Source organism: Tissierella pigra (assembly GCF_018917845.1).
Lineage (GTDB): Bacteria > Bacillota > Clostridia > Tissierellales > Tissierellaceae > Tissierella > Tissierella pigra.
The window spans coordinates 467,152-488,710 of the sequence record NZ_JAHLPJ010000001.1; the positions used below are offsets into that span (position 1 = coordinate 467,152).

At 31.2% G+C, this 21,559-nt stretch carries 20 protein-coding genes; 18 read left to right on the forward strand and 2 right to left on the reverse strand.

Annotated elements, in window-relative coordinates:
* The first annotated feature begins 168 nt into the window (after positions 1-168).
* A complete protein-coding gene (gene ytvI, locus KQI41_RS02270; RefSeq protein ID WP_154442035.1) occupies positions 169-1,212 on the forward strand; it encodes a sporulation integral membrane protein YtvI in 1,044 nt (347 codons plus the stop codon).
* 222 nt (positions 1,213-1,434) lie between these two features.
* Positions 1,435-2,697 (forward strand): diaminopimelate decarboxylase, encoded by a 1,263-nt coding sequence (lysA, locus tag KQI41_RS02275; RefSeq protein WP_216584759.1) that lies wholly within the window; start codon positions 1,435-1,437, stop codon positions 2,695-2,697.
* Positions 2,698-2,727: 30 nt separating this feature from the next.
* On the opposite strand, the gene KQI41_RS19045 is transcribed toward lysA, so the two are convergent.
* A complete protein-coding gene (locus KQI41_RS19045; RefSeq protein WP_280634046.1) occupies positions 2,728-2,862 on the reverse strand; it encodes a hypothetical protein in 135 nt (44 codons plus the stop codon).
* Between the two features lie 203 nt (positions 2,863-3,065).
* Between KQI41_RS19045 and alr the strand changes: the two genes are divergently transcribed.
* The 16 genes from alr to KQI41_RS02355 all read left to right on the forward strand — a co-directional run bounded on the left by alr (position 3,066) and on the right by KQI41_RS02355 (position 20,499).
* The gene (alr, locus tag KQI41_RS02280; protein WP_216584760.1) at positions 3,066-4,211 is read left to right on the forward strand and encodes an alanine racemase; all 1,146 of its coding nucleotides are present in this window, start codon (positions 3,066-3,068) and stop codon (positions 4,209-4,211) included.
* Between the two features lie 10 nt (positions 4,212-4,221).
* A complete protein-coding gene (locus KQI41_RS02285) occupies positions 4,222-5,397 on the forward strand; it encodes a M20 metallopeptidase family protein (protein WP_216584761.1) in 1,176 nt (391 codons plus the stop codon).
* 14 nt (positions 5,398-5,411) lie between these two features.
* On the forward strand, positions 5,412-6,209 hold the full coding sequence (locus KQI41_RS02290; RefSeq protein WP_154442044.1) for a M55 family metallopeptidase: 798 nt from the start codon (positions 5,412-5,414) through the stop codon (positions 6,207-6,209).
* 75 nt (positions 6,210-6,284) lie between these two features.
* A complete protein-coding gene (locus KQI41_RS02295) occupies positions 6,285-8,144 on the forward strand; it encodes a sigma-54 interaction domain-containing protein (protein ID WP_154442046.1) in 1,860 nt (619 codons plus the stop codon).
* A gap of 20 nt (positions 8,145-8,164) precedes the next feature.
* Positions 8,165-9,256 carry a dipeptide epimerase gene (locus tag KQI41_RS02300; RefSeq protein ID WP_154442048.1) on the forward strand — a complete coding sequence of 364 codons (1,092 nt, stop codon included), beginning with the start codon at positions 8,165-8,167 and terminating at the stop codon, positions 9,254-9,256.
* 236 nt (positions 9,257-9,492) lie between these two features.
* Positions 9,493-11,331, forward strand: a complete 1,839-nt coding sequence (locus KQI41_RS02305; RefSeq protein ID WP_216584762.1) for a peptide ABC transporter substrate-binding protein — start codon at positions 9,493-9,495, stop codon at positions 11,329-11,331.
* A 90-nt stretch (positions 11,332-11,421) separates the two neighbouring features.
* Positions 11,422-12,366 (forward strand): ABC transporter permease, encoded by a 945-nt coding sequence (locus tag KQI41_RS02310; protein ID WP_154442052.1) that lies wholly within the window; start codon positions 11,422-11,424, stop codon positions 12,364-12,366.
* On the forward strand, positions 12,366-13,334 hold the full coding sequence (locus tag KQI41_RS02315) for an ABC transporter permease (RefSeq protein WP_244971079.1): 969 nt from the start codon (positions 12,366-12,368) through the stop codon (positions 13,332-13,334). Before KQI41_RS02310 ends, KQI41_RS02315 begins: the two co-directional genes overlap by 1 nt.
* Positions 13,335-13,345: 11 nt before the next feature.
* On the forward strand, positions 13,346-14,395 hold the full coding sequence (locus KQI41_RS02320) for an ABC transporter ATP-binding protein (RefSeq protein ID WP_154442056.1): 1,050 nt from the start codon (positions 13,346-13,348) through the stop codon (positions 14,393-14,395).
* Positions 14,388-15,332, forward strand: a complete 945-nt coding sequence (locus KQI41_RS02325; RefSeq protein ID WP_216584763.1) for an ATP-binding cassette domain-containing protein — start codon at positions 14,388-14,390, stop codon at positions 15,330-15,332. The genes KQI41_RS02320 and KQI41_RS02325 overlap by 8 nt, the downstream gene beginning before the upstream one ends.
* Positions 15,333-15,387: 55 nt before the next feature.
* The gene (locus KQI41_RS02330) at positions 15,388-16,425 is read left to right on the forward strand and encodes a peptidase C39 family protein (protein WP_216584764.1); all 1,038 of its coding nucleotides are present in this window, start codon (positions 15,388-15,390) and stop codon (positions 16,423-16,425) included.
* A 78-nt stretch (positions 16,426-16,503) separates the two neighbouring features.
* Positions 16,504-17,277 carry a serine hydrolase gene (locus KQI41_RS02335; protein ID WP_216584765.1) on the forward strand — a complete coding sequence of 258 codons (774 nt, stop codon included), beginning with the start codon at positions 16,504-16,506 and terminating at the stop codon, positions 17,275-17,277.
* A 24-nt stretch (positions 17,278-17,301) separates the two neighbouring features.
* Positions 17,302-18,117, forward strand: a complete 816-nt coding sequence (locus KQI41_RS02340) for a C40 family peptidase (RefSeq protein ID WP_216584766.1) — start codon at positions 17,302-17,304, stop codon at positions 18,115-18,117.
* Between the two features lie 267 nt (positions 18,118-18,384).
* Entirely contained in the window at positions 18,385-18,993 is a 609-nt protein-coding gene (locus KQI41_RS02345; protein ID WP_154442067.1) for a nucleoside recognition domain-containing protein, read from the forward strand.
* An 18-nt stretch (positions 18,994-19,011) separates the two neighbouring features.
* Positions 19,012-19,551, forward strand: a complete 540-nt coding sequence (locus tag KQI41_RS02350) for a spore maturation protein (protein ID WP_154442069.1) — start codon at positions 19,012-19,014, stop codon at positions 19,549-19,551.
* An 18-nt stretch (positions 19,552-19,569) separates the two neighbouring features.
* The gene (locus KQI41_RS02355) at positions 19,570-20,499 is read left to right on the forward strand and encodes a S66 peptidase family protein (protein WP_216584767.1); all 930 of its coding nucleotides are present in this window, start codon (positions 19,570-19,572) and stop codon (positions 20,497-20,499) included.
* A 94-nt stretch (positions 20,500-20,593) separates the two neighbouring features.
* On the opposite strand, the gene KQI41_RS02360 is transcribed toward KQI41_RS02355, so the two are convergent.
* Positions 20,594-21,556 carry a GIY-YIG nuclease family protein gene (locus KQI41_RS02360; RefSeq protein ID WP_216584768.1) on the reverse strand — a complete coding sequence of 321 codons (963 nt, stop codon included), beginning with the start codon at positions 21,554-21,556 and terminating at the stop codon, positions 20,594-20,596.
* Positions 21,557-21,559 lie beyond the last annotated feature (3 nt).

Genomic DNA, 21,559 nt, shown 5'->3' on the forward strand with positions numbered 1-21,559 from the left:
TATAGAAAATCATATTAAGGAACAAAGGTATGTACCTTTGTTCCTTAATTGTTAATAGTATTTTAGTAAATTTTACATATTTGATTGTAGTAATCTTATATAATTATATAGTATAATTATTTCATATTATTATGGATTGATACAACTGAATACAGAGAGGGGATTAATATGTTTGATCAATTATTTATCAGTAAACTTAAAAAAACAGGAATATTTTTTGCAGTCTTTACAGCAATATATGTATTATTTTTTCTTACATTGCCTTATACACTACCATTTGTCTTAGCTTTTGTATTAGCATTATGGATAAAACCATTAAATAGGTATATTCAAAGAAAGATGAAGATTTCCAATGGAATATCCTCTTTAATAACTACCATATTGGTTTTTACTGTAATATTGGTAATAATATCAGTCATATTATTTAAGATTACAAACGAAGCAATATTGCTTATTACAAAGATTCCTAATATTGAAGTTATAAAGGATTATATAAAGGAATTGACCCATGAGGCAAGTAAAATATTTGGGCAATTAGATCCTACTATATTGGAAAAAACTTATCAATATTTAAGTGCTATGATGAACAATGTACTGAATGTATTAATTAAGATTTTAAACTCTATTTTATCTTTTGTACTTAAAGTGCCATCTGTATTAATGATTGGATTTATCACATTTTTGGCTACTTACTTTTTTTCAAAAGATATGAGCTTTTTTAATCAAAATTTCTATTCTATTTTCTCTCCACAGGGAAAACGTAGAATGGAGAATGTTATAAAACAGGCAATCAGCATGATTACAGGATATATTAAAGCCTTTTGTACAGTAATTCTAATAACCTTTGTTGAAACATTAATTGGATTTTCAATACTTGGCATTGAGTATGCCTTGATTCTCAGCTTTACGGCATCATTTATGGATGTTTTGCCTATAGTTGGTGTTAGTATAGTTTATATACCACTGGCTATATATTACTTTATTATAGGAAATACATTTGTTGCAGTAGGAATAATGGTATTATTAGCCATAGTTACAGTGGTTCGTCAGATAGTAGAACCTAAACTAGTATCAACTAGTTTAGATATTCATCCAATAATGATTTTAGCTGCAATATTTATAGGTCTTAAAGTCTATGGGTTTATTGGGATGATTTATTTAATAGCTTTAATCATATTCTACAAGATTTTAGTAAAAGTGAAAGCTTTATAATAAGTATAAGTCGATGAAAAAGTTAAATTCATCGACTTATTATATTTATTTGAAGTTAATTTAAGGTTCTGAAAAGGGGAAAAGAGTACTGTAATTAGGAAAAAACTATTAAGATTAAGTTTAAATTTAAAAAAAACCTAAAGTTTATCCATTTCTTAAATTGGCATATTTTTTGCTTACGTTATAATATAAAATAGAAATGATTTATAGGAGTTGGATTACATGAAAAATCTTATGTTTGCAGGATGCGATATTGTAAAATTAGCAGAAAAATATAAAACCCCTCTTTATATAATGTCTGAGGATTATATTGTGGAGAGATTAAGAGAAATAAAGAATGATTTTTTAAATAGACATGAAAAAACTAGAGCAGTATATGCAAGTAAAGCTTTTTTAACTAAGGAAATGGCTAGAATAGTCCATAGAGAGGGAATAGGAATGGATGTAGTGTCTGGTGGTGAGCTTTATACTGCCATGAAAGCAGAATTTCCCATGGAAGATATAATATTTCATGGAAATAACAAAACTATAGATGAATTAGAATTGGCAATAGAAAACAATGTAGGAAGAATAGTAGTAGACCATATAGAGGAAATGGATTTAATTGAAGAAATAGCCAAGGAAAAGAATAAGAAGGTTTATATACTGTTTAGAATAAGTCCTGGTTTAGAAAGTGACACCCATAAATATATACAGACTGGGCAAGTGGATTCAAAGTTTGGAATTCCATTAACTGAAAAAACCATAAGTTCTGCCATGGAAAAAGCATTGAATTTAGAGTTTACTGAGTTACTAGGATTTCATTTCCATATTGGCTCTCAACTTTCCGATAATGAAAATCATATTAAGGCAATAGATATAATGACAAAGTTAATGAAAAAAGTTAAAGATGAATATGGATTTATTACAAAGGAATTAAATACTGGTGGTGGCTATGGTATTCATTATTCTGAAGACGAACACAGAAAGCCTTTGTCATATTATACAGATTCCATAATGATAGAAATAGAAAAGCAATGTAAGTCATATGATTTAGAAAGACCTTTAATAATAATAGAACCAGGAAGATGGGTAGTAGGCGAAGCAGGTATGACCATTTATTCCATAGGAGCCATTAAAGAAATTCCAGGAGTCAGAACATATATATCTATTGATGGAGGAATGCCTGATAATCCTAGACCAAGTCTTTATGAGGCAAAATACGAAGGTGTAATTATAAATAAGATTCATGAAGAACCAACAGAGATAGTTACCATAGCGGGAAAATGTTGTGAATCTGGAGATATTTTAATTTGGGATTTAAAAATACCAAAGGTTGAAAGAGGAGATTTCCTGGGGGTATTGTCTACTGGTGCATATAATTACTCCATGTCCAGTAACTATAATAGAATACCAAGACCTGCTGTAGTTATGATAACCGAAGGAAAAGATAGATTAATAGTTAAAAGAGAAACCTATGATGATATATTAAGAAATGATTTATAGATAACCAACATGAAATCATAATAAAAAATATTAAGGAAGTGCATTTGCAGAATATGGAATAACTCCAGCCGTAGGTTGCGGACTTGAACCTCCATACAGTCGGTACAAGTCTCGCCAACCCTGACGGTAGTATCTACAATTCAACTTTGCTATCGCTCGTTTCACTGGATACTACTCCCAATGAATGAAGCTATAAAATCCGTAAAGAAATTTATATGTTTGAGCGTAGCGAGTTTATAAATTTTAGGATTTTGTAGCTGAATGAATTGTAGGAGTTATCCATATTCGAAACAGCACGAACGTATATTTTTTATTATGATGTTGGTTATCTATATAATTAATATAATCAAATAAATAGGAGGATATAGATGGAACTTTTAAGGGATACATTTCTTGAAGTCAACTTGGATAATTTAATATATAATATAAAAAGCATAAGAAATATGGTGGGAAAAAATGTGGCAATAGCTTCAGTAGTAAAGGCAAACGGATATGGACATGGAGCTAATGGTATTGCCAAGGATTTAATGGAAAACGGATCAGACTTATTAGCAGTAGCAACTTTAAATGAGGCATTGGATTTAAGAAAAAACTTCCCCCGATACCCAATATTTATTATGGGATTTACTCCTGATAGACTTTTAGAATATGTAGTGAAATATAATATTATCCAAAGCATATTTTCATATAATCAAGCCAAGGTATTAGATGGTTATGGGATTAAATATAATAAGAAACCCATAGTCCATATAAAATATGATACTGGGTTTAATAGATTGGGATTTAGAGATTCAAAGGAAAGTATAGATGAAATAGAAAAAATCTGCAAACTACCAAATATAAACGTAGAAGGTATGTTTTCTCACCTTGCCCTTACAAATAAAGATGAAGATGAAAAACAATATAATAGATTTAAAAATGTAATAAAAGACTTAACCAATAGAGGAATATCCTTTAAATATACCCATATTGAAGATAGTATATCAGCAGTAGATTATCCAGAGTTTAGAATGAATATGATTAGACCTGGGGCTATAATTTATGGTATAAAGGGCTTTCATCATAATTCACTAGATATAAAACAGGTGTTAAAATTTAAAACCAAGATATATAATATAAGAAAAATAAATAAAGGTGAAGGAGTAAGCTATGATTTCTTATGGAAAGCAGAAAGAGATAGTATAATTGGAACAATGCCTTTTGGATATGCTGATGGTTATCCAAGAAATCTAAGGGATAAAGGCTATGTCATGGTCAATGGGCAAAAGGCACCTATTATTGGAGTAATATGTATGGATCAATGTATGGTAGATTTAACAGATATAGGAAAAGTTTCAGAGGGAGAAGAAGCGATTATTTATGGTGATGGAACTGATGGTTCTTTAAATATTCATAATGCGGCATTACTGGGAGAAACCAATAAAAATGAAATAATCAGCAAAATTAGTATGAGAGTACCAAGGGTTTATATTAGAGATGGAGAAATAGTAGATATAATAGATTATATTGGTTAAGGAGAATTAGATGGATATAGAAAAAAGAGTAGATGATTTGTTCGGGGAGTTAGTAGATATAAGAAGGGATTTTCATAAATATCCTGAATTAAGTGAGGAAGAATATAGAACCCATGAAAAGATATGTGAATATCTTGAAAAATGGGAAATAGAGCATATAAAAAATGTGGCTAAAACAGGAGTAGTTGCCATAATAAGAGGAAAAAAACCTGGTAAAACTGTAGGGGCTAGGGCAGATATAGATGCTTTGCCAATTAAGGAACTAAATGACTTAGAGTTTAAATCTCTAAATAAAGGAGTAATGCACGCTTGTGGTCACGACATTCATACAACTATCCATCTTGGAGTAGCCAAAATCTTGAAGGATATGGAAGAAAATATATGTGGAAATATAAAAATATTTTTTCAACCAGCAGAGGAAACCATAGGGGGAGCAAAGCAGATGATAGATGAAGGATATTTACAAAATCCAGATGTGGATTATATATTATCTCTCCATGTAATGCCTTATTTAGATGTAGGTAAAATTCAACTGAAACAGGGTAAAATGAATGCTGCCACCAATGAATTTTCCATAAAGATAAAGGGTAAATCCAGTCATGCAGCTTATCCCGAGGAATCAGTAGACGCCATAGTTATATCTGGATATATAATTACTGCTTTACAATCACTAGTAAGCAGAAATATATCTCCTCTTAACTCAGTTGTTTTAACTTTAGGTAAAATCAATGGAGGAACAAAAAATAATATAATAACAGATGAAGTCATTATATCTGGTACTTTAAGGACATTAGACGAAGATACAAGATTATTTGCAAAGAAAAGGCTAAAAGAAATTGTAGAAAATACAGCAAATGTTTATGGAGGTGAAGGAAAGGTTCATTTTGAAGAAGGTTATCCTGCTCTTATAAATAATGATGAAGTGGTAAATATTTTACAGGATACAGCTGAAAACCTATTAGGAAAAGATAATGTAGAGTTTAAGGAATTTCCAAGTATGGGTGCAGATGATTTTTCTTATTTTCTAGAAAAAGTAAAAGGGGCATATTATAATTTAGGCTGCGGAAATAAATCTAAGGGTTGGACAGCACCAATTCACAATGGAAACTTCATAGCAGATGAAGAATGTATAAAGGTAGGAGTTCTTTTACAGACAAAGGCTTTACTTAAATTATTAAATATATAATGGAGAGTGAAATAATGAAAGTTTATATTAGTGTAGATATAGAAGGAATAACAGGAGTTACTAATTGGAATGAAACTGAATTAGGTCATGGTGAATGGCAATGGGCAGTTGAACAAATGATAAAGGAAACCATAGCAGCTTGTGAAGGAGCTTGTGATGCTGGTGCTACAGAAATAATAATAAAAGATGCCCATGATTCAGCAAGAAATATGAATATATCAAGATTTCCCAAGGAGGCAAAGGTCATAAGAGGGTGGGACTCATCTCCTGAATCAATGATGGCAGGTATAGATGAAAGCTTTGATGCTACAATTTTCATAGGCTATCATTCCGCAGCAGGAGAAGATGGAAATCCATTGGCACATACAATGAATTCTAAAAAAATAACCTGGATAAAAATAAATGGAGAAATAGCATCTGAATTTGCAATCAATACATTTATATCTGAATATTACAATGTTCCAGCAGTATTTTTATCAGGAGATAAGATGTTATGTGAAAGTGCAAAAAAACTGATTCCAAATATAGAAACTGTAGATGTAAAGGTTGGAAAAGGTGGAGCAACATTTAATATTCATCCAGATACTGCCTGTGAGTTAATAAAAGAAGGAGTAAAAAATGGATTACAAAAAATAGATAAATGTAAAATAGAATCTCCAAAAGAATTTAAAATGGAAATAAGATTCAGAGAACATCAAGATGCTAGAAGGGCTAGTTATTATCCAGGAGTGACACTTATAGATCCTCATACCGTAGAATATATAGGTCAAAATATTCAGGAAATCATAACAGCAAAGATGTTTATACTATAAATTTTAATATGGTACTACAATAAATCATCAAAAAGTGATATAATTGAATGAAAAATATCTCTAAAGGGTGATTAAATGGCTTTTAATTCAGAATCCTATGTAAAAATGTTTACTGATATGATGTCTGAAGGATTTATAGTAATAGATAATAAGGGAAGTATTCGGATTTATAATGAAAAGGCCAAGGAAATTTTTGGTATAACACAAGAAGGACAAAAACACCATGAGGAAGGAAAGTTAGAGTCTGGTGATATAATCATTATTGGTGACAATTCAATAGGTAAAGACGATGGGAAAATAGACTCTGAAACATTGAAGTTTTTAGGAATAAAAGATAATACCATAGGTAAAGGAGATTCTCTTATTGTAGTTGGAGTATTTAATGAAAATGGAATAATAGAACCAGTCTTTAAGACTTTAAAAAGTAATCATAAAGAAAGTTCTTTAGTTCTAAACACAGAGTATTTGGAAATTCCTATGGAGATAAAAATAGATTTTGCAAATAAACTAATATCCATTAAAGTAAGAGATGAAGAGTTTATCATGAATTATATCAATGCCATTGGACATATGGTGATTTTAGATGGAACTACTAAAGAAATGAAATTTTATCAATCCCATGGATATACTGCAAGAGAAGAGAGCATCAATGATTTACTAAAGGGAAAAGTATATAGACCTAAAGGTAAAAACACGGAGACTTTAGATGTAATAGGAAAAAACATTTTTCAAATTCATAAATCGGATTCAATAATTGAAGAATTTTTTAATGTGGCTAAAGGTGAAGATATTAGTTATATAGATAGATTTGAAGATATTAATGGCTATCCTACTATGTGTACACTTTTACCTGTGGAAGACAAAAATAACAGAATAGGTGCGGCTTTAAAGGTTGAAGATATTTCAGAAATAAAGAGAATTATAAAGGAAAGAGATAATGCCATTAATAAGCTGGAAAAAGCAGAAATTCAATTAAATGAAGAAAAGATATTGAATATAGCATTTTCAGACTTTAGGGGAGACAGTAAAGAAATTGAAACTGTAAAAAGAATGGCATTAAAGGCATCGAAGACTAATTCCAATGTATTGCTTCTTGGAGAAAGTGGAACAGGAAAGACTATTCTTGCAAAGCATATCCATGAAAATAGTAAGCTTAAAAGCAAAAGGTTTATCCATGTAAATTGTGGTTCTATACCTGAAACTCTATTGGAATCTGAATTATTTGGATATGAGAAAGGGGCTTTCACAGGAGCACTTTCTGAAGGGAAAAAGGGTTTTTTTGAAATAGCCAATGGTGGAACTATATTTCTAGATGAAATCGGAGATATACCTATGAATTTACAAGTTAAGCTATTGCAAATTATCCAAGAAAAATGGCTTTATAGAGTAGGTGGTACAGAAAAGATTGAAGTAAATATAAGGATAATTGCTGCCACTAACAAGAATTTAGAGGAGGAAATGTTAAAGGGAAATTTTAGAGAAGATTTATATTATAGGATAAATGTATTTCCCATATGGATACCTCCCTTGAGAGAACGTAAAGAAGATATAATTCCACTAATAGATACTTTGCTTCCTAAAATATGTAGAGAAATAGGATGTGAGCCTAAAAGAATTTCTTCAGAAGCAATTAATATATTGGTTAAATATAATTGGCCAGGAAATATAAGGGAGTTAGAAAATATTTTAGAAAGGGCTGTTAACTTAGCAGAAGGAAATAATATTCTTTCTAAACATATAAAACTAGGATCAAATAAACAAGAAAATAAAGATGAAAGTATAAAATCTCTAAAGGATTCATTAGAAGAATATGAAAAGAAATTAATAGAGGAGATTTTGTCCATTTATAAGGGAAACAAGAAAAGGACAATGGAAGCCTTAAAAATAAGTAAGACTACATTTTACGAGAAAATAAAGAAATATAATATAGAATAATACTACTAAGGAGGGATTAAATGAAGATAAAAGAAATAAAAGTAGGCAAAATAACAGTACCTCTTAAAAAATCTTTTAAAACTGCCCTTAGAACAGTTCATAGTATTGAAGATATAGTAGTTAAGGTAGTTACTGATACAGGTCATGTAGCATATGGAGAAGCAGCGCCTACAGCTGTAATTACAGGAGATACTAATGGGTCCATAAGATGTGCCATAGAAGATTATATAGCACCTCAAATAATAGGTTTGGATATAGAGAATATGGAAGAAATAATGACCAGAATAGATAAATCTATAATTAAAAATACATCTGCTAAAGCGGCAGTAGATATTGCAATATATGATCTTTTCGGACAACTGTATAATGCACCTTTATATAAACTTTTAGGAGGATATAAAAAGGAAATAATTTCAGATTTAACCATAAGTGTAAACGAGCCTTCTGAAATGGCAGAGGATAGTATTGATGCTGTAAAGAGAGGATATAAGACTTTAAAAATAAAAGTAGGTCTTGATTCAAAGATGGATATGGAAAGAATAAAGGCAATAAGAGATGCAGTGGGATATAATATAGATTTAAGATTAGATGCAAATCAAGGCTGGAAGCCAAAAGAAGCCGTTATGTTACTTAGAAAGATGGAAGATAAAGGTTTCAATATAGAGCTTGTAGAACAACCGGTTTTAGCCAGTGACTTAGATGGATTAAAGTTTGTAACAGATAATGTAAATATACCTATATTGGCTGATGAATCTGTATTTTCACCAGAAGATGCAGTGAAGATAATTCAAAACAGAGCTGCTGATTTAATAAATATTAAATTAATGAAAACAGGTGGGATTCACAATGCACTAAAGATATGTTCTGTTGCAGAAATATATGGAGTAGAATGTATGATAGGGTGTATGTTAGAAAGTAAATTAAGTGTAAGTGCAGCAGCTCATTTAGCAGCATCTAAAAAGATAATAACAAAGATAGATTTAGATGGTCCAGGGTTATGCAAAGAAGACCCAATTATAGGAGGACCAGAATTCAATGACTATAGAATCATCTTAAACGATGATGGAGGATTAGGATTTAAAGAAATTAGAAATTTAAGTTTTAGTTCATAGAGTTGACTGATGTCAACTTACAATTAAAATTATCAGATAATTGCGTCAATAAAACCTAGTTAGAATATTTAAAATATGTTTGTTTTATATAACAATTATTTCTAATCTATTTATATGGAATAATATTTTCAAAATCATAATAAATAGTTAGTAAACCTTAAATATATTGATACTAAAATCATTACCTTGAGGAAGGGGGACAGCATTATATAATTTTAAAATAAAGGGGGATAACAATGAAAAGGTTAATAGCAATGATGTTAGCAATAATGATGATCTTGGCAGGATGTAAAGGAAAAACAGATAAGGCTTCAGGAAAAGGAGGAGAGCTTGTTGAGTATTCAACAGTCTATTCAGGAGAAATCACCACATTAAACTACTTAGTAACTGCAAGTACAAATGAATTTGCCTTAGCTGCAAATATGGTAGACAGTTTAATTGATTATGATAAATACGGAGTGGTTATACCTGGCTTAGCAACTGAATGGCATAATACAGAAGATGGATTGATTTGGACTTTAAAAATTCGTGAGGGAGTAAAGTGGCTTACTTATGATGGTAAGGAATATGCGGAAACTAAAGCTAAGGATTTTGTAGATGCAGCTAAATACTTACTAGACCCTAGTAATGAATCTCAAACTGCAAATATATTTTATTCTGTAATTAAAAATGCAGAGGAGTTTTACAATGGGGAAATAGATGACTTTGAGCAAGTAGGAGTAAAGGCTTTAGATGATTATACATTGGAGTATACTTTAAAAGAAAATACACCATATTTTTTATCCATGTTAAATTATATTTGTTTCTTACCTGTTAATGGAGATTTTTTAGAAGAAGTAGGAGGTAGATTTGGAACAGACAATACTAATGTATTATACAATGGAGCTTTTATAATGGAAACCTTTGAGCCACAAACTAGAAGAATCCTTGTGAAAAATCAGGAGTACTGGGATAAGGATAATATATTTATAGATAGAATAAAGGAAACTTATAATCAGGAATCTGCAACACTATCCCCAGAATTATTTCTACGTGGAGAAACTGATTATGCAGAGATTCCAGCTTCTTTAATTGAGGAATGGCTGAAAGACCCAGTTAAAAAAGATGTAGTCAGACCAATTAGAACCAATTTCTATACTTATTTTTACGCATTGAATTTTGACCCTAAATTTGATGCTGAATATGAACCAGATAATTGGAAAATTGCCGTAAATAACCAAAGCTTCCGTAAATCACTATTTCATGGACTAGATAGAAAATCTGCCATGACAACATCAGAACCTTATAATCCAGAGCAAAGATTATCAAATACTATTACACCAAAGAGCTTTGTTGACCTAGCTGGAGTGGATTATACTGAATTAGGAGGACTAGATGAATTTGTAAATACAGATTCATTTAACGAAACATTAGCAAAAGAATATAGAGATAAAGCTATGAAAGAATTACAAGGCAAGGCAAAATTCCCAATAATAGTATATATGCCATATAACTCAGGTGGAACTGAATTAGCAAATAGAGTGCAGGTCATAGAACAGCAGATGGAGAACCTGTTAGGAAAGGATTATATAGATATTCAAATAGATCCAAAACCACCTACAAACTTCTTAACAGAAGTAAGGCGTTCTGGAAAATATGGATTCTTAGAATGTAACTGGGGACCAGATTATGCAGATCCAGAAACATATACAGACCCATTTACTCCTGGGGCAAACTATAATTTCCCAGAATATGTAGAAGGCTATACAGATTCCAATGGAGAAAAGACTTACACCAACTTAACTAATAAAGCTAAAGCAGAAGTTAGAGACATAAATAAGCGTTATGAGTTATTTGCTGAAGCAGAAGCATTTTTAATCAAAGAAGCTTTTGTCATTCCTTATGCAGTTGGTGGTGGAGGATATGCAGCAGGTAGATTGAACCCATTTGAATCTCAGTATTCACCATTTGGAGTATCATCACAAAGATATAAGGGACAGCGTATCATGGAAAAGCCTATGAATACAGAAGAATATAAAAAAGCACTTGATGTATGGGAAGAAGAACGTGCAAAGGCATTGAAAGCTGACAAATAATAATATAGACCTAAGGATTATTTGTAATCCTTAGGTCTATAAATTAAGATACTATATTATATTTAGTTATGTATAGAAAGAAGGGAGAACATGATAAAGTATTCTATTAAGAGACTATTACAATCTTTATTTACCCTATTTATAATAGTGACCATAGTATTTTTACTTATGCGATTATTACCTGAAGAAGGATATTTCGGGGCATCTTATGATAAATTAGATGAACAGCAGAAAGAAGCTATTTTGACAAGTATGGGGTTGCGAGATCCTATACATAAACAATTAGGCAGCTTTTATAAGAAATTATTAGAAGGAGATTTAGGTCAGTCTATTACCTTTAGACCAAAGGTTCCTGTTGCCGAAATAATTAAAGATAAAATACCATATTCTCTATATTTTGGTCTAGCAGCCATAGGAATTTCTCTAGTTGCAGGAGTAAGTCTAGGAATTGCCATGGCAATGGGTAAAGGCAAGATGTGGGATAAATTGGGAACAGGATATGTAGTGTTTATAAGAGCAGTACCTGCGGCAGTATATTTTCTTTTCTTACAATTATATTTGACCAGTGTATTTAAACTCCCTATATTATTTGATATAGATAAGCCCATAAGCTGGATATTACCTACTATATCCATGTCCTTAGGAGGGATAGCCAGTTATGCAATGTGGATAAGAAGATATATGGTAGATGAATTGAATAAAGACTATGTGAAATTGGCTAGAGCTAAAGGATTAAAAGGTAGAAAAATAATGATAAAACACGTATTTCGTAACGCCTTTGTCCCTATGGCACAATACCTTCCTGCCACCATATTATTTACCATAGCAGGTTCAATTTATATTGAATCTTTATATTCAATTCCAGGTATGGGAGGACTATTGGTGGAAGTCATTAAAAGACAAGATAATACTTTAGTACAGGCATTAGTACTTATATATTCTTCCATAGGAATAGTAGGGCTATTTTTGGGAGATATACTTATGGCTATCTTTGATCCTCGTATAAATTTAGAGAAAAAAGGAGGAGCTAGATAATGGGAAAAAGTATAGTAAATAAATTAACAGATTCTATAAATGAAGACTTATTTGAATTTCAGGAATATGATGAAGAAGAAGCTAAAAGAGGAGGATACTCTAATTACTCCTATTGGTATTCTACATGGAAAGTTTTTATTCAAAATAAACTAGCGGTATTCCTTTTGATTTTAATGTCTCTCTTACTTATATTCACCTTGATACAACCTTATTTACCAAATCAAAAATCACCAACTGAAATCCATATAAATCAAGAAACTAGACTACCGCTTTCAAATAATCCTCCAGATTCAGAGTTTTTATTTGGAACAAATTCAATTGGTCAAGACCTTTGGTCCCGTATATGGAGTGGTTCTCGCACATCACTTCTTATTGGATTAGTTGTGGGGGCATGGGAAGCAGTAATTGGAATTACCATAGGTGCAATGTGGGGGTATATACCTTGGCTAGATAGGCCTATAACTGAAATCTATAATGTAATAAATAATATTCCAAAAACTATAATATTGGTTTTGATGACCTATATAATGAAACCAAGCTTATATACCATGATAATTGCCATGGGGTTGACTAGTTGGATTGATATGGCTCGCTTTGTAAGAAATTTGACGGTTATTATTAGAGATAGAGAATATAACCTAGCGTCAAAATGTTTAGGTACTCCTACTAGAAGAATTATAACTAAAAATCTACTTCCATATTTAGTATCGGTTATAATGTTAAGCATTGCACTGTCAATTCCTCAAACAATTGGATATGAAGTGTTTCTAACATATATAGGTTTAGGATTACCAGTAAGTATTCCATCTTTAGGAAATCTTATAAATGAAGGAAGACTTCTTATGATGGCTCCAGCACAAAGATACCAGTTGATTTTTCCATCAATAATTATTTCCATAATAACTATCTCATTTTATATGATGGGAAATGTTTTTTCTGACGCAGCAGACCCTAAAAACCATGTATAGGAGGTGTAACTATGGAGAAGGAAAATATTATATTATCTGTAAAAGATTTAGTAATTAAATTTAAGTTAAGAGGAGATATATTAACAGCCATAAGAGAAGCTTCCTTAGACTTGTACGAAGGAGAAAGTCTAGCCATAGTAGGAGAGTCAGGTTCAGGAAAATCAGTTTTTACTAAGAGCTTTATGGGATTATTAGATGGTAATGGATGGATAGACTCTGGAAGTATAATCTTTGAAGGTGAGGAAATATCCAAATATAAGAGGGAAGAGGATTGGATTAAAATCAGAGGGAAAAAAATTGCCATGGTATTTCAAGACCCTATGACTTCTCTGAATCCTTTAAGGAGTATTGGAAAACAGGTTCAAGAGGCAGTAGAATTACATCAGGGACTGAAGAGAGATGAAGCCAAGAAGAAAACCATAGAAATATTAAAAGATGTAGGAATTACTGAACCAGAAAGAAGATATAGGCAATATCCCCATGAGTTTTCAGGAGGTATGAGACAAAGAGTAGTCATAGCCATAGCCATAGCCTGTACTCCAAAGGTATTGATATGTGATGAGCCCACTACTGCATTAGATGTAACTATTCAAGCACAAATATTAGACTTACTTAAAGGATTAAAGGAAAAATATAAATTGACTACTATTTATATTACTCATGATTTAGGAGTTGTAGCCAATGTAGCAGATAGAATAGCAGTTATGTATGCAGGAGATATAGTTGAAATAGGAAAGTGTGAAGAAGTATTTTATAATGGACAGCATCCATATACTTGGGCATTATTATCTTCGTTGCCCCAACTAGGAGTAAAGGGAGAAGATTTATTTACTATTAAAGGTACTCCTCCAAATTTATTTTATGAAATAAAGGGAGATGCTTTTGCACCTAGAAATCCTAGGGCATTGAAAGTTGACTTTATTCATAAACCACCATATTTTGATGTAAGCCCTACTCATAAGGCAAAGACTTGGATTCTAGACCCTAGATCACCTAAAGTAGAGCCACCAGAATCCATAAAGATTCTAAGGGCACAGTGGGAGGTGGTTAGTCATGGTTAGTAAAGAAAAAGAAGTGCTATTGGAAGTAAAAGATTTAAAGGTAGAATTTGGAAGAAGAAAGAAAAATAAATTTGTAGCAGTAGATAATGTGAATTTTAACATATATAAAGGTGAAACCTTTGGTTTAGTTGGAGAATCTGGGTCTGGAAAAACAACTATAGGTAGAGCTATAATAAGATTAAATGAAACATCAGGTGGGGAAATCATATTTAATGGAAGAAAGATTAATGGAAAAATAAGTAAAGATTTAGATAGAGAAATAACCAAAAGAATTCAAATGATATTTCAAGACCCTATGGCGTCTTTAAATGAAAGAGCAAAAGTAGATTATATTGTATCAGAAGGACTTTATAATCTAAAAAATTATAGAGATGAAAAAGAACGAAAAGAAAAAGTAGAAAAAGCATTGTTGGATGTAGGTCTGCTGCCTGAGTTTCTAAGCCGTTTTCCCCATGAATTTTCTGGTGGACAAAGACAAAGAATAGGAATAGCAAGGTCTGTAGTTATGGAACCGGAGCTGATAATAGCAGATGAGCCTATATCAGCCTTAGACGTATCTATTCGTGCTCAAGTTCTAAATTTAATGAAGGAGCTGCAAAAGGATAAAGGGTTGACTTATCTTTTCATAGCCCACGATTTATCTGTAGTAAGGTTTATAACCGATAGAGTGGCAGTGATTTATAAAGGTAAAATAGTTGAATTGGCAGAAACGGAGAAACTTTACAAAAATCCGCTTCATCCCTATACTAGAGCTTTATTCTCTGCTATTCCATTACCTGACCCGCGAAGGGAAAGGTCTAAGGTACTGGAAGTTTATGACCCTAATTGCCATGACTATGAAAATAATCCACCTAAGTGGATAGAAATAGAACCTGAACATTTTGTATTGGCAAATAATGAGGAAATAGAAGAATATATTAAAATTATAAATAGTTAAGATGAAAACTCTATTTTACATGGAATATAATTAAAACAAGGGGGAGGGAGTATTTATGAACCAATGGAACAATTTTACTGAAGCAGAAGACTTATTCTACTTTGGAAACTTAATTATCAATGGAGGAGAGGATTTTGTAGAAGGAGAAAAAGAAAATATTATTCTCAATAATAACAATGAAATAATTTTAGAAAAATCATCCCTTCAAGGAAAATATATATCACCTATAATGACTACACAAGATTTTAATGAGTTAGTAGCTTCATGGAATGTAGATACTCCAATGGGAAGTGAAATTGAACTACTGGTTAGGGTAAAGGTTCAAGAACAATGGAGTAATTGGGTTACCTATGGGAAATGGTCTGAAAATGGGAATAGAGAAAGTGTAAACAATCAATCTGATGAAATCATAAATATGTCTATAGATACACTAGAAGTACTTTATGGAAAAGATGCAAATGCTATTATTTATATGGTTGAACTAAGACGTGAAGATATAAATATACCTAGTCCTAAAGTAAGAAATATATTTTTTGCATTGAAACTAATAGATGAAATAGAAAATGCTGTAGTCTTAGATAAGGAATACTTCATGGAACTCAATGTACCGGAAAGGTCACAAATGGTAGTGCCAGAAATAGGAAGTGTAATATGTAGCCCCACATCTTTATCCATGGTTTTAGAATATTATGGGTACTATGTAGATACTGTAGAAGTAGCAGAAAATGTATTGGATAAAGGGTCAAATATTTATGGAAACTGGTCCTTTAATGTTGCCTATGGAGGTACTAAAGTATATTCTTATGTGGCTAGGTTTACATCTATTAATGATATAAAAGAAAAAATAGTAAGGGGTATCCCTGTTATAGCTTCTATAAAGTCCATAACTGAAGATTCATTAATTGGAGCACCACAAACTTATCCATCTGGACATTTACTAGTAGTAAGAGGATTTAGAATAAAAAATGGAGAAGAATATATAATAGTAAATGACCCAGCAGCAAAAGAAGTTGAAACAGTACGGAGGGAATACAAAGTATCTCAATTTGAAAGGGTATGGAGTAAAATGGTATATATTTTAGAAAAGAAATAGATTAAAATATGGCCTCAAAGGTTAAAGCAATTTAATCTAGAGGCTTTTTCATGATATTATAAATAGAAGGTGATAAAGATGATAAAAGAAATTATTATGAAAGAGCTAAATAATATAGATGAAGATATTTCTATTGTTATAAAGGATTTAACTAAAAACCAATGGATACTAAAGTATAACGAAAGAGATGTATTCCCATCGGCCAGTTTAATAAAAGTTCCTATAATGGTAGAAATGTTTTATGCTATTCAAAATGGAGAATATAAATTAGAAGAAAAAATAAATATTCAAGAAAACTCTAGAGTTCCATATAGTATTATATCTGAACTGAAGTTATCTGAATATCCATTAATTGATTTAATTACCTTAATGATAATCCTGAGTGACAATACTGCAACTAATGTTTTAATTGACCTTTTAGGCTATGATAGAATTAACGAAAGTATAAAAAGGTTAGATTGTAATGATACGGTGTTAAGGAGAAAAATGATGGATTTTCAAGGAGCAAGGGAAGGAAGAGAAAATATGACTAGTCCCATGGATATGGCTATAATTATGGAAAAAATCTATAGAAAATCCATAGTTGATATAGAAAGCTGTAATATAATGATGGATATTTTAACTAGACAAAAATATAGAGATATGTTACCTAGATATATTCTAGATGAAGTAACTATAGCTCACAAAACTGGAGAATTATCTGGATTGAATCATGATATAGGTATTTTTCAATTGGAGAATATTCATTATTTAATAGGAATATTTACAAGGAATGGGAAAGATGATTTAGAGGGAAAAAGAAGTATAGGAAGAATATCTAAACTAGTATATAATTATTTACTAGATAATTAAATAAAAATATTTTGAGGTGATAATTTGAATAATAGATTAGGGATTTTAAACAAAACAGTGGTACCTATAAATCTTCATCCAACATATTATAGTGAAATGGCTGATGAAGGTTTGTATGGCATGGTAGTAAAGATTCTGGAAGATGTGGGTGATGACTGGTATTATGTGGAGACTCACTATAATTATAAAGGATATGTTCATGGGTCAAATATGATTATGGATAACACCAAAGCTACTGAATGGTTACATAAAGCAGACAAGGTAATTCTTCATGAAGTGGCAGATGTTATGCCAGAAGCTGACTACAAAGGATATGTAAAGGAGATGCTCACTAGAGGAGCTATAATCATAACCACTGGAAGGGAAAAAGATGGTTGGACAGAAATTCAACTATCTGATAATAGTAAGGGATGGGTTAGAACAAAATTTATAGGATATAGGATTACAAATTATGACAAGAATAAGGAAGATGAATTAAGAGAAAATTTAGTTAAAACAGCTATGTTATATTTAGGTTCACAGTATAGATGGGGTGGAAAAAGTCCTTTAGGAATAGATTGCTCAGGTTTATGCTCTATATCCTATATGTTAAATGGAATTATAATATATAGAGATGCCATAAGAAAAGATGAATACATGAGAAGTATTACCTTAGAGGAGATAAAGTCAGGAGATCTTTTGTTTTTTCCAGGTCATGTGGCAATGTATATAGGAAATGACAAGTACATACATTCCAGTGCCAGTATAGACGGAGTCAATATAAATAGCTTAAATCCCAAGGATAAAGATTATAGAGAAGATCTTGCAAATAGCATTACAGATATAGGTACAATATTCTAAAATTAAATTTATTGAAAAAGCATTTCAAAAACTATAAAATAGATATAGAATATTCCATATTTTCGGATTATAGTCCTGTTTATCGTACTCTATTTATTTTATAATAAAGTAAATAGGGTGCGAAATTGTTTGAAGAGTGGGACAAGTCTTTCAAATAAGAGAATTAAAATTTTTATGAAGTTTTAAGATTTAAAATAAATATGGCATATTTATTGCAACAAATATAATGGCAATAACTAAACATGATGAAAAAAAGGAGGAAATTAAATGATTAACTTTATTTGGGCTGGTTTACTTATAATTGGATTTGTAGTTGGAGCCTTTACAGGAAATCTTGATGCAGTAACCAATGCAGCAATTGATAATGCAAAAACTGGAGTTGATTTAGCTTTAGGACTTATAGGAGTAATGACTTTATGGTTGGGACTCATGAAAATTGCAGAAGACTCAGGTTTAGTTGAAAAGCTTGCGAGATTATTAAAACCACTGATGGTATGGTTATTTCCAGATGTGCCACCAGAACACCCTGCAATGGGAGCAATGATAATGAATATAGCAGCAAATATGTTAGGATTAGGTAATGCAGCTACGCCATTAGGATTAAAAGCAATGGGGGAATTACAGAAATTAAGTGACGATAAAGAAACGGCAACGGACGCTATGGTTACGTTCTTAGCAATTAATACTTCCTCAGTGACTCTTATTCCAGCGTCTACTATTGCAATATTAGCTGCAGCAGGAGCAACAAATCCCACTGAGATAATAGGGCCCACATTAGTAGCCACAACAGTATCAACAGTTGTAGCTGTGATTATGGCTAGAGTATTTCAAAAGTTGCCTAAGTATCAGATAAAAAAAGCTAATAACAATAAATAAGAGATAGGAGGAATATAAATGTTTGTAAAAACCATGGAAGTCATATCAACTTATGCCATTCCTTTAATAATTGTAGGATTTATAGTATTTGGAATGTCCAAAAAGGTTAAAGTATATGAATCATTTACAGAGGGAGCAAAAGAAGGGTTTAGTACTGCCGTAAGAATTATCCCTTTTTTAGTAGCAATGTTAGTAGCCATAGGAGCTTTTAGAGCATCGGGAGCTATGGACTTACTTACTAAGGCTTTAAGTCCAATAACTAATTTAATTGGTATGCCGGGAGAAGTTTTACCAATGGCATTTATGAGACCACTATCAGGTGGAGGCGCTCAAGGTGTAATGACAGATTTAATCACAACTCATGGTCCTGAATCCTTAATAGGACGTATGGCAGCAGTTATGATGGGTTCAACAGAGACCACATTTTATGTACTAGCAGTGTACTTTGGTTCAGTTGCTGTAAAAAAACAAAGACACGCATTATCAGTTGGATTATTGGCTGACCTAGCGGGACTTATAACTGCTGTTATAGTAACGAGATTATTCTTTGGAATGTAACATTAGGAGGGTATATTGATGATTAAACCAAAGGCACTAAAACTAGGGGATACCATAGGAATTATTGCACCAGCTAGTCCTACTACAGAAGAAAATGTAAAGAAAGCATATGATAAACTTGTTGAGATGGGTTTTAATGTAAAAATGGGTAAAAGCCCTTATGAAAGATATGGTTACTTATCAGGAACAGATAGTATTAGGGCAGAAGATTTAAATGAAATGTTTAGAGATAATGAAGTAGATGGAATTATATGTATGAGAGGTGGATATGGAACTCCTCGTATTTTAGATTTAATAGATTATGAAGCCATAAAAAATAATCCTAAAGTATTTGTAGGATATAGTGATATTACAGCACTTCATATAGCATTTACTCAAATGGCTGATTTAGTGACTTTTCATGGACCTATGGTGTCCTCAGATATAATAGGAAACTTTTCTGATTTTTCTAAGGAAAGCCTTTATAAAGCAATTATGAGAACAGAAGCCATAGGAGCTATATCCAATCCATTGGGAGAAGAAATAATTACTATAAATGGTGGTATAGCTGAAGGTACTATAATAGGTGGAAACTTGTCACTAATAGTAGATACAATAGGTACGCCTTATGAAATAAATGTAAAGGGTAAAATTCTATTTATTGAAGAAATAGGGGAAGAACTATATAATATAGACAGAATGTTAAACCAATTGAGATTATCAGGTAAGCTAGAGGAATCTAGTGGAATTATACTTGGAGATTTTAATAAATGTGTATCTGATAAACATGATGAAAATCTAACATTGGAACAAGTTATAGAAGATCATATAAAACCAGTTGGAAAACCTACTATATATAATCTTCAAGGAGGACACTGTGAACCAATGGTTACACTACCTTTTGGAGTAAAGGCTCGTCTTGATGCAGATAAAAAAGAACTGACAATACTGGAGACTTGTACAAAGTAAAGAAATGTTAAATGGTGTGTGATATGATCCCTCCAAGTAGACAGTTTAATTAATTAAACTGTCTACTTGGAGGGATTTTTATGATTAAAATCAATTATAAATATATAACCATTTCTTGAGATAGTGATTTAATCTCTGAATATAAAATATCCCTATAGTCCATACTTGGTTTTTCATTGAAATCTTTAGGAATAGATAATTTAAGGCTTTTCCCTTCATCAATAAAGAGATTTAAATCTTTTTCCGTTAAAGTTTGAAAGCTAGATTTCAATATAATTTTTCCTTGAGATATGAAAAATAGTTTATAGCCCATATCAATAGGTAATTTTATAACTATATCCTTAGATAAAATAGTCTTATATCCATATATTCCAGTTTTTAAGTAATTCAATCCATATATCATATCTCTGTAAATTGAGGCAGTGGCAAATTGAAGTTCTATGGCTGCTTCTTTCATTTTTTCTTCTAGTTTATTAATTAATAATACCATTTTTTTATCATCAGAAAAGATTTCTTCTAAAGACTTTTTGTTTTTTTCAAAATGATTTTTATCCATAGAAATAGGTATTAAATTATACTGAAAACTATAAGTTTGATTGTCTTCAATTATGGGATATATATTTTTAAAGGAGTCAATTAATTCTTTTAAGGAAAACTTTCGCCTAAAGGGACCATAAGAATTTTCTTCTCTAGTATTTACTATGGCTAGAGGATTATAAATATTATAATCTTCTATTTTTAAATAAGCATATTTTTCATCATTTTTAAATTGAGAATTAAATAGAGGTTTTATATCTTTAATTAATGTACATTCTAACAGTCTTGCTTCAAGGTGAGTATCTGTAACTATATATTCAATATCATCAATAAATGCTACCATCTTTTCCACCTTGCTCCATTTTGGATTATCTGTAAAATATGACTTTACCCTATTTTTAAGAGAAATGCTTTTTCCTATATATATAATTGTTCCATGGGAATCTAACATTTTATATACTCCTGATTTAGTTGGAATTGTATTTATTTTTTCTACTAAATGTGTAGGAACTTTACTCATAAA

Excerpts from the sequence above, each read along its gene's own strand:
- ytvI (WP_154442035.1), top strand. The coding sequence starts at position 169 with ATGTTTGATCAATTATTTATCAGTAAACTTAAAAAAACAGGAATATTT.
- lysA (WP_216584759.1), top strand. The coding sequence starts at position 1,435 with ATGAAAAATCTTATGTTTGCAGGATGCGATATTGTAAAATTAGCAGAA.
- alr (WP_216584760.1), top strand. The coding sequence starts at position 3,066 with ATGGAACTTTTAAGGGATACATTTCTTGAAGTCAACTTGGATAATTTA.
- KQI41_RS02285 (WP_216584761.1), top strand. The coding sequence starts at position 4,222 with ATGGATATAGAAAAAAGAGTAGATGATTTGTTCGGGGAGTTAGTAGAT.
- KQI41_RS02290 (WP_154442044.1), top strand. The coding sequence starts at position 5,412 with ATGAAAGTTTATATTAGTGTAGATATAGAAGGAATAACAGGAGTTACT.
- KQI41_RS02295 (WP_154442046.1), top strand. The coding sequence starts at position 6,285 with ATGGCTTTTAATTCAGAATCCTATGTAAAAATGTTTACTGATATGATG.
- KQI41_RS02300 (WP_154442048.1), top strand. The coding sequence starts at position 8,165 with ATGAAGATAAAAGAAATAAAAGTAGGCAAAATAACAGTACCTCTTAAA.
- KQI41_RS02305 (WP_216584762.1), top strand. The coding sequence starts at position 9,493 with ATGAAAAGGTTAATAGCAATGATGTTAGCAATAATGATGATCTTGGCA.
- KQI41_RS02310 (WP_154442052.1), top strand. The coding sequence starts at position 11,422 with ATGATAAAGTATTCTATTAAGAGACTATTACAATCTTTATTTACCCTA.
- KQI41_RS02315 (WP_244971079.1), top strand. The coding sequence starts at position 12,366 with ATGGGAAAAAGTATAGTAAATAAATTAACAGATTCTATAAATGAAGAC.
- KQI41_RS02320 (WP_154442056.1), top strand. The coding sequence starts at position 13,346 with ATGGAGAAGGAAAATATTATATTATCTGTAAAAGATTTAGTAATTAAA.
- KQI41_RS02325 (WP_216584763.1), top strand. The coding sequence starts at position 14,388 with ATGGTTAGTAAAGAAAAAGAAGTGCTATTGGAAGTAAAAGATTTAAAG.
- KQI41_RS02330 (WP_216584764.1), top strand. The coding sequence starts at position 15,388 with ATGAACCAATGGAACAATTTTACTGAAGCAGAAGACTTATTCTACTTT.
- KQI41_RS02335 (WP_216584765.1), top strand. The coding sequence starts at position 16,504 with ATGATAAAAGAAATTATTATGAAAGAGCTAAATAATATAGATGAAGAT.
- KQI41_RS02345 (WP_154442067.1), top strand. The coding sequence starts at position 18,385 with ATGATTAACTTTATTTGGGCTGGTTTACTTATAATTGGATTTGTAGTT.
- KQI41_RS02350 (WP_154442069.1), top strand. The coding sequence starts at position 19,012 with ATGTTTGTAAAAACCATGGAAGTCATATCAACTTATGCCATTCCTTTA.
- KQI41_RS02355 (WP_216584767.1), top strand. The coding sequence starts at position 19,570 with ATGATTAAACCAAAGGCACTAAAACTAGGGGATACCATAGGAATTATT.
- KQI41_RS02360 (WP_216584768.1), bottom strand. The coding sequence starts at position 21,556 with ATGAGTAAAGTTCCTACACATTTAGTAGAAAAAATAAATACAATTCCA.